The sequence below is a fragment of the Pseudomonas marginalis genome (assembly GCF_900105325.1).
GTDB classification, from domain to species: Bacteria; Pseudomonadota; Gammaproteobacteria; order Pseudomonadales; family Pseudomonadaceae; genus Aquipseudomonas; species Aquipseudomonas marginalis.
Window position 1 is genome coordinate 961,034 of record NZ_FNSU01000001.1, and the last position, 14,352, is coordinate 975,385.

General features: G+C 63.2%; 14 protein-coding genes, 1 tRNA gene and 1 riboswitch. Of the genes, 3 read left to right on the plus strand and 12 right to left on the minus strand.

Translation table 11 applies throughout. From position 1 onward, the window contains the following. Window positions 1-88: 88 nt before the first annotated feature. The 3 genes from BLW22_RS04670 (at window position 89) to BLW22_RS04680 (ending at window position 2,963) form a co-directional block, all read left to right on the plus strand. Window positions 89-1,252 carry an MFS transporter gene (locus tag BLW22_RS04670; protein WP_074844395.1) on the plus strand — a complete coding sequence of 388 codons (1,164 nt, stop codon included), beginning with the start codon at window positions 89-91 and terminating at the stop codon, window positions 1,250-1,252. Further along, window positions 1,249-2,436: an MFS transporter gene (locus BLW22_RS04675; protein WP_074844398.1), complete on the plus strand. Its 1,188-nt coding sequence runs from the start codon at window positions 1,249-1,251 to the stop codon at window positions 2,434-2,436. Before BLW22_RS04670 ends, BLW22_RS04675 begins: the two co-directional genes overlap by 4 nt. Before the next feature lie 287 nt (window positions 2,437-2,723). Then, window positions 2,724-2,963 (plus strand): DUF6124 family protein, encoded by a 240-nt coding sequence (locus BLW22_RS04680; protein ID WP_027604347.1) that lies wholly within the window; start codon window positions 2,724-2,726, stop codon window positions 2,961-2,963. 68 nt (window positions 2,964-3,031) lie between these two features. Here BLW22_RS04680 and BLW22_RS04685 read toward each other — a convergent pair whose 3' ends face one another. From BLW22_RS04685 to BLW22_RS04740, 12 genes are all read right to left on the minus strand, one after another. Then, window positions 3,032-3,337, minus strand: a complete 306-nt coding sequence (locus tag BLW22_RS04685; protein ID WP_074844401.1) for a DUF6482 family protein — start codon at window positions 3,335-3,337, stop codon at window positions 3,032-3,034. A 20-nt stretch (window positions 3,338-3,357) separates the two neighbouring features. Then, window positions 3,358-3,882: a DUF3833 domain-containing protein gene (locus BLW22_RS04690; protein WP_074844405.1), complete on the minus strand. Its 525-nt coding sequence runs from the start codon at window positions 3,880-3,882 to the stop codon at window positions 3,358-3,360. Between the two features lie 197 nt (window positions 3,883-4,079). Further along, window positions 4,080-4,153: transfer RNA gene (locus BLW22_RS04695), tRNA-Gly, on the minus strand. A gap of 110 nt (window positions 4,154-4,263) precedes the next feature. Further along, the gene (locus BLW22_RS04700) at window positions 4,264-5,148 is read right to left on the minus strand and encodes an alpha/beta fold hydrolase (RefSeq protein ID WP_027604342.1); all 885 of its coding nucleotides are present in this window, start codon (window positions 5,146-5,148) and stop codon (window positions 4,264-4,266) included. Window positions 5,149-5,452: 304 nt separating this feature from the next. Continuing rightward, window positions 5,453-6,145 carry a pseudouridine synthase gene (locus BLW22_RS04705; protein ID WP_074844408.1) on the minus strand — a complete coding sequence of 231 codons (693 nt, stop codon included), beginning with the start codon at window positions 6,143-6,145 and terminating at the stop codon, window positions 5,453-5,455. Further along, a complete protein-coding gene (locus BLW22_RS04710; protein ID WP_065928229.1) occupies window positions 6,135-6,341 on the minus strand; it encodes a cysteine-rich CWC family protein in 207 nt (68 codons plus the stop codon). Before BLW22_RS04710 ends, BLW22_RS04705 begins: the two co-directional genes overlap by 11 nt. Window positions 6,342-6,388: 47 nt before the next feature. Further along, a complete protein-coding gene (gene uca / locus BLW22_RS04715) occupies window positions 6,389-9,994 on the minus strand; it encodes an urea carboxylase (RefSeq protein ID WP_074844412.1) in 3,606 nt (1,201 codons plus the stop codon). Between the two features lie 163 nt (window positions 9,995-10,157). Then, complete coding sequence (locus BLW22_RS04720; protein WP_074844417.1) at window positions 10,158-10,787, minus strand: urea amidolyase associated protein UAAP2; 630 nt, start codon at window positions 10,785-10,787, stop codon at window positions 10,158-10,160. 9 nt (window positions 10,788-10,796) lie between these two features. After that, window positions 10,797-11,522, minus strand: coding sequence for an urea amidolyase associated protein UAAP1 (locus BLW22_RS04725; protein WP_065928226.1), 726 nt, complete (start codon window positions 11,520-11,522; stop codon window positions 10,797-10,799). Then, entirely contained in the window at window positions 11,519-12,283 is a 765-nt protein-coding gene (locus BLW22_RS04730; protein ID WP_065928225.1) for an ABC transporter ATP-binding protein, read from the minus strand. The genes BLW22_RS04725 and BLW22_RS04730 overlap by 4 nt, the downstream gene beginning before the upstream one ends. After that, window positions 12,280-13,095, minus strand: coding sequence for an ABC transporter permease (locus BLW22_RS04735; RefSeq protein ID WP_027604335.1), 816 nt, complete (start codon window positions 13,093-13,095; stop codon window positions 12,280-12,282). The genes BLW22_RS04730 and BLW22_RS04735 overlap by 4 nt, the downstream gene beginning before the upstream one ends. Before the next feature lie 12 nt (window positions 13,096-13,107). Next, the gene (locus BLW22_RS04740; protein ID WP_065928223.1) at window positions 13,108-14,175 is read right to left on the minus strand and encodes a putative urea ABC transporter substrate-binding protein; all 1,068 of its coding nucleotides are present in this window, start codon (window positions 14,173-14,175) and stop codon (window positions 13,108-13,110) included. A 60-nt stretch (window positions 14,176-14,235) separates the two neighbouring features. Beyond that, a riboswitch (guanidine-I (ykkC/yxkD leader) is annotated at window positions 14,236-14,337 on the minus strand. Window positions 14,338-14,352 lie beyond the last annotated feature (15 nt).

The following is a 14,352-nucleotide window of genomic DNA, read 5'->3' on the forward strand; positions in this document are numbered from 1 at the left end:
CTTGGGTATCAATCGGTCGGAATTCGGTATTGGTTCAAGACCTGCCGGCCATTCTATAAAGACCTTTCAAAATAAAACGAGAGGTTTCATGAAACTGCGCCTGCATTGTGCCCGCCTTGCCCTGTTCCTGTGTGGCTGCGCGGCGTTTCTCAACCTCTATGCGACCCAAAGCATCCTCCAGACGTTCGCCGCGCACTTTCATATCAGTGCCAAGGAGGCGGGCTGGAGCATCACCGTCACCACCCTGGCGGTGGCGATCACGGCACCTTTCGTCAGTCGCCTGACCGGACGTTTTGCACAACGCACGGTGATCTCGGTGGCCGCTGTGCTGCTGGCGGTGCCGGCATTGATGACCGCTTATGCCGACAGCTTTGCCGAAGTGCTGGTGTGGCGCTTTGTCGAGGGCATGCTGATCCCGGTGCTGTTCGCCACCAGTGTGGCCTACATCGGCGACCGCTGGAGCGGCGGCACGGTCACGGAGGTGACGAGTCTCTACGTCGCGGGCACCGTGTTGGGCGGGTTCGCCGGGCGCTTCGTCACCGGAGTCATGACCGAGTATGTGGGCTGGCGTGAGGCCTTTGAAGTGCTCGCGGTGCTGAGCTTGATGGTCGGCGGATTCATCCAGTTTCTGTTGCCGGCCAACCGCCCGCGGACCGTGCAGGTTAAAGCCTCCTCGTCAGGTGTATTTCGCAGGCCGCTGTTGGCGGCATACGCCGTAGGTTTCTGCGTGTTGTTTTCGCAAGTCGCGGCGTTTACCTACGCAGGTTTGTACTTGGGCCTGCCGCCGTTCAACCTTGGGCCTGCGGCGTTGGGGACGCTGTATATGGTGTTCCTGTTGGCGTTGATCGTGATTCCCATCGCCGGACGCCTCAGCAAAGCCCGGCCCCATGCCCAACTGCTGGGTGTCGCCGCCGTGCTGGGCGTCAGTGGTTCGGCGTTGACCCTGATGCCGTCCCTGTGGTGCATCGTCGTCGGCCTGGCGCTCAGTTCCACCGGTGTGTTCCTCGCCCAGGCGGCCGCCAATGGGTTTATCACGGCCACCGCGGGCGATAACAAGACGGGTGCTGTCGGGGTGTATCTCACCTGTTATTACCTGGGCGGCAGTGGCGGCGCCATTGTCCCGGCGCTGATCTGGGAGCGCTGGGGCTGGGTCGGGTGCGTGGTGCTGATCATCGGTTTCCAGCTGCTGACCTTGTTGATCGCCTTGACCGGCTGGAAGCCCCTTAAACCTGAGCTGATTCCTGCACCATGAACGACACCGTCGCTGTGCCTTCGCCCGAATCATCGACGCGCCGTCGCGCCTTGTTCGCCGGTTGCAGCGCCCATGCCGTGCATGATGGGCTCACTGATGTGATCTACGTTTTGCTGCCTGTCTGGCAGGCTCAGTTCGGCTTGTCCTACGCCCAGATCGGCCTTCTGCGGGGTGCCTATTCCGGGATGATGGCTGTGTTCCAATTGCTGGCCAGCCGCGCCGCCAGACGCTGGGGCCGCACACCGATGCTGGTGGGCTGCACGGCGTTGGCGGGTGTCGCCTACCTGTTGGTGGGCCAGGCGACAGGGCTGAGCGTGTTGCTGGTGGCGCTGCTGCTCGGCGGCCTGGGCGCCAGCACCCAGCACCCATTGGCCTCGTCGATGATCACCGACGCTTACGAGGACGGCGGTGGGATCAAGCAGGCGCTGTCCCAGTACAACTTCTCCGGCGATATCGGCAAAACCCTGATTCCTGGTCTGGTCGGGCTGCTGCTCACCGTCATCAGTTGGCGGGCCAGTGCCACGTTGCTGGGCCTGCTTGGCCTGGCGGCGGCGGGGCTGTTGTGGTGGCTGATTCCTGCTCAAGCATCCGAATCCACCGCCACAAAAAAAGCCGAGTTCCTCAGGGGTAGCGGCTCCGCCACGGGCCTGCGCGCGCTGATCCTCACCGGCACCCTCGACAGCGCCGTGCGCATGGGATTTCTTACTTTCCTGCCGTTCCTGCTGCAAGCCAAAGGCGCCGGTACTGCTGGCATCGGCCTCGCCCTGACCTTGCTGTTCATCGGTGGTGCCTTCGGCAAACTGTTCTGCGGCTACCTCGGCGCACGCATCGGCATGATGAAGACCGTGTGGATCACGGAAACCAGCACTGCAGTGCTGATCGTCGCGGCGGTGTACCTGCCGCTCAGCGGGTTGATGGTGATGCTGCCGCTGTTGGGGCTGGTACTGAATGGCACCTCCTCGGTGCTGTACGGCGCCGTGCCCGACCTTGCCGGCGCGGGCAAGCGCGAGCAGGCGTTTGCGCTGTTCTACACCGGCACGATTGGCGGTGGCGCGTTGGCGCCGGTGGTGTTTGGTGCAGTGGGGGATGTGCTGGGCGTGCCGGTGGCGGTGATGGTGTTGGCGGGGATGTTGGGTGTGACGTTGCCGTTGGCGTGGGTGGTGCAGAGGGGGGAGGAAAAGTGAGGTGTCAGAACGTAGAGTTGAACCTTGCGGCATTGCCTACACAACGATCAGACTCGTCCGAGTTGTGCGTCTTGGGCGACCTCTTTAAGGTTCGTCAGCCGCTGCCCATCAGCGGTCGGGTTTAGTAGCCCGATACGATCAACGGCGTACAGCTGCTCTTATGGTGGCTGCACGCAGGGCGTCTTCGGGCGCGCCGGTTTCGTTGATTCGCCGGTCTACTAACCTGCGTACAGCCGCCACCCATTGTTTAGTAGCTCTGGTATGCGGTCCCTAACGAGGATCAACAGATGTGTACTGACTCATGCAATCCATCCGTAAAACTGTTCAGCGTCCGTCCCGAAATCGACACTCAAGCGCTGCTCGCCAACGCCTACGAAACCATCGCCGGTGCCGGTGCCATGACCCACGAGTTCGTCGAAAGCCTGCCCTCTCAACAGCGCTACCTGGCCCTGGCCATTCAGCAAATGATTGAACTGGGCCTGCTGCTGGTCGAGGCTGTTCAGGACCGCGTGGACCGAGCCGCATAGGTCACCCGTACGGTGTAAACGGCTTGCCTTCCCAGGCCGCCCATACCACGGGGGAGGGGAGCCAGGATTTACAGTGTCGCCGCCAGCGAAAACGGAATGCGCAACGCACCGATAGGCCCTTCACGCGTACCGCACATTTCATCGTGAACGCAGTGTTGCACCAGTACGCAAGGAAACGGCGGAACCCGCTGCAACAGGTCGCGTAAATGCGTGGTGGACCCGATGCGCATCGGCCTGCCGTGATCGTCCAGTAACGTCGCCTCGACGTGCTCCAGCCTGACGCGAGCGATATAGAAACCGCCCTCCAGGGACAGCAACTCCAGCTCACGTATTTCGCCTTTCCCGGCCAGATCGGCCAGCATTTGCATATTCATGATTGACCCTCGCTTGGGGCTCATTGGCGACGAAAGAACAAGGTGACCTGACCCCACTCGACACCGAACTTGGACATGCTCGAGCGGTTGATCAAGGTGTCCTCGTCCATCAGGTACATCCAATCGTCAAAGCTGACTTCGTACACCGAGCCATCCACCGGCAGATTGAGCCGGTAGCGCGAACGCAGCGCATTACCCGCCACTTCGCCGATCGCCTCGCCCACCACATCCCCGGCTCGTCCGCGCCAGCGCCCTGGGCCGTCCGGCGTCAGTGTCCACACCCGATGCTGACGCGTGCCATCGCTGTACAAGAAACGCTCATCCAGAATCAACGCGTCGCCCTCGCGCCGGCTGGCGATATCGACCTCAAAGCGCTTGGCCACTTCCCCCGAACGCTTCTGGAAGATGCCCCAGGCTTTCACGGGTTTACTGAAGAAGCGCTCCAGGTCCAGTTTCGGTTGCTGGTCGGCGTAGTGGTCGACCTCAACGTTGCTGCAACTGGCCAAGCTCACGACCAGCAACAGTGAAAACAGTAGACGTGTCATGGCCTGGCTCTTCGAAGGTGCGGGGCGAAGTGCCGCCGCTCGAAGCATGATACTTGTACAAGAAGTAAAATTTGTACAGCTTTGTGCGCACTCTATTTTTGAATCTCAAATCCCACCCATAAAAAAACCGGCCACCAAGGACCGGTTTTTTATGCATCCCCCGCCAAAACCCTGCCGGCGTGGAATCTATGTCTGAGTGGAGCGGGTGAAGGGAATCGAACCCTCGTTATCAGCTTGGGAAGCTGGAGTAATGCCATTATACGACACCCGCTCAGAGCGGCTGACTTTGTACCAGATGTGCGCCGGGATTTGAAGTTTTTCTTCGGAATTTGTGCAGCTTGCCGTGGCGAGCAGGTCCGTTCGCCACGGCAAGCCTTCATTTCAGATGGCGAATGCATGCTGCGTCTGGCCCTGGTGATAACGCAATCGGCTGGCCTGCCGTTCCGGTTTCAAAAAGCCCACCACCGCGTCCCGGCTGTCCCGGCAGGCGGCCTTGTGCTCCATATCCAGGAAATGCCCCGTCGCCTGGATGGTGCTGAAGCTGCTCTTCGTCACGTACTGCCCGAACTGCCTGGCGTCTTCGGCGCTGGTGTATTCGTCCCATTCGCCGTTCAGAAACAGCACCGGCACATCGATCTGCCGCGCGGCCTTGAGGTAGCACAGGCGGTCGTTGTGCAGTACCTGGCTGATGTGAAAATGCATCTGCCCGTATTCGTGCTCGGCCAGGCTGCTCACATGCTTGTAGTTGAAACGCTTGAACAGCGACGGCAGGTGTTTGCCGATGGTGCTGTTGATCAAGTGCCCGACGCGGTCGCGGTCGAGGTTGCCGAGGTAGTCGACGCCACGCTCGAGGTAGTCGCGCATTGGGGCGTTGATCACTGGCGAGAACGAGCTGATCACCGCCTTTTCCACGCGCCGTGGCCGCTGGGCGAGGGCCACCAGGGTGGCGGCGCCGCCCCAGGAGAAGGACAGCACGTGCTCGGCGGCGAAGTGGTCGATCAGCTCCAGGAGGATCTGGCCTTCGACTTCCTTCGTCAGCATTTGCTCATGACGGTTATGGATTTTGGAGCGACCGGCGTAGGGCTGGTCGTACAAAACCACATTGAATTGCGGGTACAGGCTTTTCACGGTTTGGGCGAAGGAGGCCGTGGTGGCTAGCGAGCCGTTGACCAGGATGATGGTCTTTTCAGCAGCATCCGCGCGGTAGAACTCCGTGTAAACCCGATACTGACCCTGTATATCCAACACAGCGATTTCTGGCCTCATGTCGTAAGACTCCTGGCAAGCGGGTAGGGCGCGCAGATCACTCTGCACGAGCTTTGTGACAGGTAGGCATACGCCTGGAAGATGAGAGCCCATGTCGGTCCGATGACGGCTGGCCGACGGCTGTTGTTAGGGCGGGCTGTTTGCCTGGGAGGCCCGTGGATCAAGCGCGGGCGGGGCAAGGTGTTTCTTGGAGGTTATAGGCGACTCGTCAGTCATAATTTGGCTGACGGTTTGATTCAAGCAGTAGACCGGGGATGCCGCAAGTCACACAAATGGGTTTTTGCCATCACCGGCCGAACGGTCGTCAGACCTGTCGGATTTCTTCCTCGGACAGCGCCCGGTACTTGCCGGGCGCCAGGGCCGCATCCAAGCCCAATGGGCCCATTCGCTCACGGTGCAGGCCGATCACTTTGTTGTTGAAGTGCCCGAACATGCGCTTCACCTGGTGATAGCGGCCTTCGGTGATGCTCAGTCGTGCCAGGCGTGGCCCCAGCAGCTCCAGCTCGGCCGGTTGCGTGGTCAGGTCTTCAAAGGCGAAATAAAGGCCCGCTGCAAAGGTTGCCGCGTATTCGGGGCCGATGTCCTGCTCCGTCTCTACCCGATAGACCTTGGGCAACTTGGTCTGCGGTTGCGTCAGGCGCCGCGACCACTGGCCGTCGTTGGTGATCAGCATCAGGCCGGTGGTGTTGAAATCCAGGCGGCCGGCGATATGCAGCTCGCCTTTGTCCGGCTCATCCAGCAGGTCCAGGACAGTCGGGTGTTGTGGGTCCGAGGTCGCGCTGACGCAGCCCTTGGGTTTGTGCAGCATGAAATAGCGCGCCGCTTTACCCACCTGCAGCACGTCATCGTCCACGCACACGCGGCTGAATTCGCGCACTTCATGATGCGGGTCGTTGACTGCCACGCCATCCACCGTCACCCGCCGCTCCACCAGCAACACGCGCACTTGTTGGCGATTGAAACGCGGCAGGTTGCTGAGGAAACGGTCAACGCGCATTGCGAAGCTGCTCATCCGCCTGAGCACAGCGCGGGCACAGGCAGGCTGTGTTGCGCAATGCATCGGGCAGCGCTTCAAGCACCGCCGGGTCGATGGTGACGCTGTAGCACCAGCACGGCTGGTCGGCGGTGCGTGGGTCGGCCAGGGTGCAATCGTTGCGGGCACCGCAGGCGGGGCAAAGGGTTGGCGTGGTCATGGTCGCTGGGGCAGGGTCTCGGAAGTCCCTGCACGATACAGCGCCGGTCAGTCCCGTTCCAGCACCACGACCCGTTGGCCGGCGCCAATGCCGCTGCCCGGCTGCACCGGGATTTCCCGCACCACCCCGGCAAAGGGCGCCAGCACCGGGATCTCCATTTTCATCGACTCCAGAATCACCAGCACATCCCCGGCGGCAACCCGCGCACCCACGGCCACCGGCACCTGCCAGAGGTTGCCGGCGATAGGGCTGTCGATGCTGTATTCATTGGCCTTGAGCAGCGTGTCTTGCGCCGCTGGCGCCGCGAGCTCTTCGCTGTCGAAATGCGCCTGGCCGCTGGCGATCCAGCGTTCGCGCTCGGCATTGAAGGCCTGTTGCTGTTGTTCACGAAAAGCACTGATCCCCGAGGCTTCCCGCGCAAGAAATGCCTGGTAATCCGCCAGGTTCAGGGTGCTCTCCTCGATATCCAGCTCGAAGCGTCCCAGGGGGAAATCCCGACGAATCCGTACCAGCTCATCCGCGCTCACGGGATAGAACCGAATCTGATCGAAGAAGCGCAGCAGCCACGGCTTGCCGTCAAACGCCGCCACTTCGCGATAGCGGTTCCACATCTGCAAGGTGCGCCCGACAAACTGATAACCGCCGGGCCCTTCCATGCCGTACACGCACAAATACGCGCCGCCGATGCCCACCGAATTTTCGGCGGTCCAGGTGCGGGCCGGGTTGTATTTGGTGGTCACCAGCCGATGACGCGGGTCCAGCGGCGTGGCCACCGGCGCGCCGAGGTAGACGTCGCCCAGGCCCATTACCAGGTAGCTGGCGTCGAACACGGTGTGGCGCACCTCATCAAGGTTGGCCAGGTCGTTGATGCGACGGATGAACTCCAGGTTGCTCGGGCACCACGGGGCGTCCTTGCGCACGGTGGTCATGTATTTTTCGATGGCCAGCTGGCATGCCGGGTCGTCCCAGGACAGCGGCAGGTGCACGATGCGCGAGGGCACTTGCAGGTTTTGCCGGGTGCACACGGCGGTCCACTCGTGGCTGATCAGTGCCAGCAGGTCGGCCAGGGGCAGTTGTTCGGGCTGGTAGTGGATCTGCAGCGAGCGGATCCCGGGCGTCAGGTCGATCACGCCCTTCAATGCTCGGGTTTCCAGGGCCTGCATCAGGGCATGGGCGCGAAAGCGCAGCACCAGGTCCAGTTCCGGCGCGCCGATTTCCAGCAGCAGGTGGGTGTCGCCGGCGAGGCGCGCGACCAGGCGGGTGTCGGCGTGGCCGATGTCCAGGATGATGGGGGATGCCAATTGCTCGATGCCGGCGACGGACCGAGTTGGTCCCATCGCGAGCAAGCTCTGCTCCCACAGGGTTTCGGCATTCTTTTGATCCCAGTTCAGGGCAAGGTCGCGGGCGGTCTTGAGGTCCACCGGTTCAAAGCGAATCTTGTCACCGGCCTTGAGCTGGCCGAGTTGCCAAAGGTCTGCCTCGATCACCGTCACCGGGCACACGAAACCGCCCAGGCTTGGCCCATCCGGCCCGAGGATCACTGGCATGTCCCCGGTGAAATCCACCGCGCCGATGGCATAGGGGTTGTCATGGATGTTCGATGGATGCAACCCCGCTTCACCGCCATCGGTACGCGCCCACAATGGCTTCGGCCCGATCAGCCGAACACCGGTGCGGCTGGAGTTGAAATGCACTTCCCACTGCGTGGCGAAGAACGTGTCGATATACGCCGGCAGGAAGTATTCCGGCGCGCCGTGGGGGCCATAAATCACCCGCAGTGTGCGGACCTCCGGCAGCGGTTCAGCGACTGATTGTTGCCCGGCGTTCCGGTCTTCCAACGGCAACAGATGCAACACATCGCCCGCCCGCAAGGCGCGCCCGCCATGCCCGCCAAACTGGCCGAGGGTGAAGGTGCTTTTGCTGCCCAGGTAGTTCGGCACTTGCAGCCCGCCACGCAGGCACAGGTAACTGCGCGCCCCGGCGCCGGCGAGGGTGCCCAGGCTCAGGACCGACCCGGCCTCAATCAATAGCGCGGTGTTCATCGGCACGGCTCGATCATTCAACCGCAGCGGGATTTCAGCACCGGTCACGGCGACCACCGCCGCGCAATTGAAGCGTAGCAGCGGCCCGCTCAGGGTGATTTCCAGCGCCGCTGCTCCCTCGTCGTTGCCCAGCAGGCGATTGCCCAGGCGCAGCGAGCGGCTGTCCATCGGCCCCGACGGCGGCACACCCACGGCCCAGTAGCCGAGGCGGCCGGGATAGTCCTGCACACTGGTTTGCGTGCCCGCGCTGATCACTTCAAACGTGTCGGCCACGTAGACCAGGTCTTCCAGGCACCGCGTCCACGGCCGGCCATTGGCAAAGGGCGCGGCCAGCAGGATTTGGCGCAGGTAATCGCGGTTGGTTTCCACGCCGTACAACCGACTGTCACTCAACGCCCGGTGCAGATCCAGGCGCGCCTGTTCGCGGGTGGGCGCCCACGTGATGAGCTTGGCGATCATCGGGTCGAAGTACGGCGGGATCTCGCAACCGGCTTCCACCCAGGTGTCGATCCGCAGGCCTTCGGCCAGCGGGAAATCCACACAGGTCAGCAAGCCGGGACTCGGCTGGAAATCGCGGCCCGGGTCTTCGGCATACAAGCGCGCCTGGATCGCGTGGCCCCGGGGGGTTAACTCGAGTGTGTTCAGCGGCGGCATTTCCCCGGCCGCCAGTTGCACCATCCAGCGCACCAGGTCCACGCCCCATACCTGTTCGGTGACGCCGTGTTCCACCTGCAAGCGCGTGTTCACTTCGAGGAAGTAGAAGCGCCCGTCAGCACTGTCATAGATAAATTCCACGGTGCCGGCGCTGCGGTAGTTCACGGCCTTGGCCAAGGTGATGGCGGCGGCGCACAGGGCCTCGGCCATGCCTTCGGGCAGGTTCGGCGCCGGGGTTTCTTCGAGGACTTTCTGGTTGCGCCGTTGCACCGAGCAGTCGCGCACGCCGAGGGCGATCACTTCACCGGCGCCGTCGCCGAACACCTGCACTTCCAGATGGCGCGCGTGCTCGATGTACTTCTCGATAAACACGCCGGCATCGCTGAAATTGTTCTGCCCCAGGCGTTTGACGGCCTCGAAGGACTCGCTCAACTCCACGCTGCTGCGGCACACGCGCATGCCGATACCGCCGCCACCGGCGGTGCTTTTGAGCATCACCGGGTAGCCCACGACGTCGGCGGCCAGCAACGCGCAGGCGAGGCTGTCGAGCAGTTCGGTGCCTTCCAGCAGCGCAAGCCCGTGTTGCTTGGCCAGGGCGCGGGCGGTGTGCTTGAGGCCAAATACCCGCAGTTGTTGCGGCGTCGGCCCGACAAAGGCGATGCCCGCGTTTTCACAGGCTTCGGCAAACGCTGCGTTCTCCGACAGGAAACCGTAGCCGGGGTGGATCGCCTTGGCCCCACAGGCCTTGGCGGTGGCGAGGATTTTGTCCACCGCCAGGTACGTACCGGCCGCTGCGCCTTCACCGAGGCTGTAGGCCTCGTCGGCTTGCTGGATATGCAGGCTCGCCGCATCGGCCTCGGCGTACACGGCGATGCCCTTGACCTGCAGCTCGCGCAAGGTGCGCAGGATGCGGCAGGCGATGGCGCCACGGTTGGCGATCAACAGTTTTTCGAACATGGCAAAACCCTACGGGCCGTCCCGCAAAGTGGGGGAGCACTGCGGTCGTCCGCAGTGCGTGCAGTCAGTGTGGATCCCACATTGGCGCGCTATTGTTTGCGGATGCACTGCCCGGCTCGGGATTGGCACAGGGCAAACAGCCAACGGCGCAGGCGCTTGAGTTTCAGTTCCATACCAGCAGCTCCGCAGGGGTGGGGTTGTAGGCGTTGCATGGGTTGTTCAACTGCGGGCAGTTGGAGATCAGCACGATCACATCCATCTCCGCCCGCAGGTCGACGTACTTGCCGGGGGCGGAAATGCCGTCTTCGAAGGTCAGCCCGCCGTCGGCCGTCACCGGCACATTCATGAAGAAATTGATGTTCGGCCCGATGTCGCCTTTGCCCAGGCGGCCGTCGTGGGCACAGGCGCGCAGGTAGTTGTCGCGGCAGCTGTGCATGTAGCGTTTTTCCAGGGCGTAGCGCACGGTGTTGCTCTCTTGGGCGCAGGCGCCGCCGAGGGTATCGTGGCGCCCGCAGGTGTCATCGACGATGGTCAGCATCGGCTGGCCGAGGTTGGAATACAGCACGCTGCCGGTGCCCAGGTACACGCTGTTCTGCCGGCGCAACGTGCGCTGCACGTCGTAGCGTTCACGCGGGTTTTTCACGCTGTAGAACAACGTGTCGACGGCCTGGTTGCCCTCCAGGTCGAGGATGCGCAGGGTCTGCCCGGCCTTGACCTCCATCAGCCACGGTTCGCCGGCGGGGATGGTTGCGCGGTACACGGCCGCGTCCGGTTGTTTCAGTGCGATAGACATGGCAGCTCCTCAGGCGAACAGGCGGTCGGTGTTGATAAAGCCGCGCTCGTTTTCCGGGCGCGAGGTGCGGCAGTGTTCGGCGACGCTTTTGTCGGCGTTCATCCAGCTCAGTTTCAGCGGTTGCGGCGCGTAGTGCGGGTTCGGGTCCATGGGGTGTTGCAGCGCGGTGAGCACCACCAGGGTGTCCATCGGCGCGTAGAGCTCGATGTAGTCGCCAGCCTTGGAATGGCCCGCTACAAAGTGCAGGCCACCGTCGCCATCCACCGCGACTTTGCTGAACAGGTTGAGGGTCATCAGCAGGTCGGACAGGCCCAGCCCCCACTTGCCCAACTCCACAAGCAGGTTGTCGGTGCCGTTGCGGAAGAAGCCGTTGCGCAGTTCCTGATAGCGGCCCTGGCCGTACTTCTCGGCGACTTCGGCGGCGCACAGCACACCGCCGATGCTGTCGCTCCAGCCGCAGGTGTCGGCGGTGATCGCGGCCAGTACGCGGCCCATGTCCGAGTACAGGCAATGGCCGGTGGTGAGCTTGGCGGTGTGTTGGCATTTGAGGCTGTCGGGCAGGTTCAGGCGCTCGGTTTTTTCGTTGGCGTTGAGCAGGGTCAGGCTGACGTTGGCGCCGCCGCGCAGGTCGGTCAGGCGCAGCAGTTGGCCGCGCTTGAGCACGAACGAGCGGTGGCCGCCGCCGGGCAGCATTTCTTCGGCGAAGGGTGGGAACAGTTGGGTGGAATCGGTCATTTGGACGTGGCTCCAAGTTCGGCGGCGAGCGCCTTGCGGCGTTCGCTGTTCAAAGGGATGTCGTAGGTGATGCGCGCGCCATAGGCGCCGGGGGCGTGGGGATCGACGCGAACCTTGTCGAACACCAGCAGGCGCGTGCCGAGGCTGAAGCCTTCGCTCAGGTCATGGGTGACCATGAACACCGTCAGCCGGGTTTCGCGCCACAGTTCCAGCAGCAGCTGGTGCATGTCCTTGCGAATGCCCGGGTCGAGGGCGCCGAAGGGTTCGTCCAGCAGCAACACGCGGGGTTTCATGATCAGGGCCTGGGCGATGGCCAGGCGTTGTTGCATGCCGCCGGAGAGCTGCGCGGGGTACTTGTCCAGGGCGTGGCCGAGGCCGACCTTGTGCAGCAGCGCGGCAGCCTGTTCGCGGGCGTCCTTCCTGGCTTTACCGAACAGCCGGCCCAGCAGGCGAGAATGTGGCAGTTCCAGGCCGAGGGCGACGTTGTCGAGCACAGTCAGATGTGGGAACACCGAATAGCGCTGGAACACCACGCCACGGCTGGCATCCGGCTCGGCGGCGAGGGCCTGGCCGTCCAGCAGGATCTGGCCCTTGCTCGCGGTTTCCTGGCCCAGCAGCAGGCGCAGGAAGGTCGACTTGCCACACCCGGACGTACCCACCAGCGTGCAAAACTCACCCTCGGCGACGTGCAGGTTGAGGCCTTCGAGCACCACCTGATCGCCATAGCGCTGCCACACATTATTGACGCTGATAAAGCTCATGCCCGCGCTCCTTCGTACCAGGGGAACGCACGCCGGGTCAGGGCCTTGAGGCCCCAGTCCATCAGCCACGCCAGCAGCGTGATCCACACCACGTAAGGCAGGATCACGTCCATCGCCAGGTAGCGTCGTACCAGGAAGATCCGGTAGCCCAAACCGTCGGTGGAGGCGATGGCTTCGGCGGCGATCAAAAACAACCACGCCGAGCCGAGCATCAGCCGCAGCGAGATCAACAGGCGCGGCAGCAATTGCGGCAATACCACACGCAGCATCAGGGTCCAGGTGGAGGCGCCGAGGGTCTGCGCCTTCACCAGCAGCTCGACCGGAATTTCCCGCGCGCGCTGTTCCAGGTCGCGGGCCAGGCAGGGGGTGACGCCGATGACGATCAGCATCACCTTGGACAATTCCCCCAGCCCGAACACGATGAACAGAATCGGCAGGATCGCCAGCGGCGGCACCATCGACAGCACCGTCAGCAACGGTGACAACGGCGCGCCAAACAGCGGCAGCGTGCCGGCGGCGATCCCCAGGCACAGGCCGGCGAGGGCGCTGATCCCCAGACCGATGGCGAGGCGCCGCAGGCTGGCAGCGCTGTCCTGCCACAGCACGTATTCGCCGGTGCGGGTGTCGGCGTTGAAGGCCAGGCGCTTTACCGCGTCAAGCATTTGCCCGGCACCGGGCAGCAGCTTGTCGTTGGGGTTGTCCGCCAGGCGCTCGGCCGAGCCCACGAAGTAGGCGAACAGCAGCAGGGCGAACGGCAGCAGCACCAGCAACAGGCGGCTGGAACGGTCCGGGTGACGGTTGATCAGGCGCATGGCCGGGTCCTCTTACAGCTTGCCGTCGGCGGCCATCTGTACGTAGCTGGGGTCGAACTGCAGCTTGAGGTTGGCCTTGTCGCCGCTGGTCACACCGTTGGCGAAGCGCATGCCCACGGCGCTGCTGTCCTTGGCGCCTTCACCCAGCAGGCCGTGTTTAAACGAGAACTCGGCGACTTTGCCCATGGTGGCGGGCAACTGTGGGCTGGTGGCGAAGGCCAGGGCTTCCTGGGGCGTGGCGAACAACTGAGTGGTGTCCAGTTGCGACTGGAAGCCCGCAAGGTCAGTGCCCGAGGCCTTGGCCATATGTTCGAGGGCTGCGGTGCTGGCGGGGCCCTTGGCGTTCATCAGCGCGACCACTTCGAACCAGGCGCCGGTCAGCGCTTTGCCCAGCTTGGGGTTGTCTTTGAGGACCTGGGTGTTGACCACCATCATGTCCATGATTTCGCCGGGTACTTTGCTCGAGTCGAACACTTGGCTCACCCCAGGCTTGGCCTTGATCTCCGAGAGCATCGGGTTCCAGGTGGTGACGGCCTGGACCTGGTCGGTGTTGAAGGCCGCCGCGATGTCGGCATCGGAGGTGTTGACCACCTTCAGGTCTTTTTCCGTCAAGTCCGCCGACTCCAGCGCGCGGGCCAGCAGGTAGTGAGACACCGAGAGTTCCACCAGGTTGACGTTCATGCCCTTGAGGTCGGCCACGGTCTTGCCGGTGCCCTTGATTACCACGCCGTCGTTGCCGTTGGAGAAGTCGCTGACCACCAGCGCGGTGCTGTCCACGCCACCGGCGGCGGGGATGGTCAGGGCGTCCATGTTGGTCATGGTGCAGCCGTCGAACTGGCCGGCGGTGTACTGGTTGATGGATTCGACGTAGTCATTGAGCTGCACCATGTCGATGGTGATGCCGTACTTCTTCGCCCACTTGTCGAGGATGCCTTGGCTGCCGGCGTACTCCCATGGCATCCAGCCGGCGTAGATCGTCCAGCACACGCTGAAGTGGTTTTTCGTGGCGGCTTGGGCCTGGACGCTCAGCACGGCGGCAAAGACGGCGGCGAGCAGGGCGGGTAAACGGATTGAGGGCATGGGGCTTCTCCAGTTGATCAAGGGCGAGCAGGAGCAACGCGGCACCGTGAACGGTGGCTTGTCTCCCGGGCTTTTATCCCGCCGTGTAACCTCAACTGGAGGTCGCCAACTCTCGGACCAGCCACTCGCTTTCGGCGAGCCGGAACCCTAGTCGGCCATTGCAAATTGTGGTGCCGC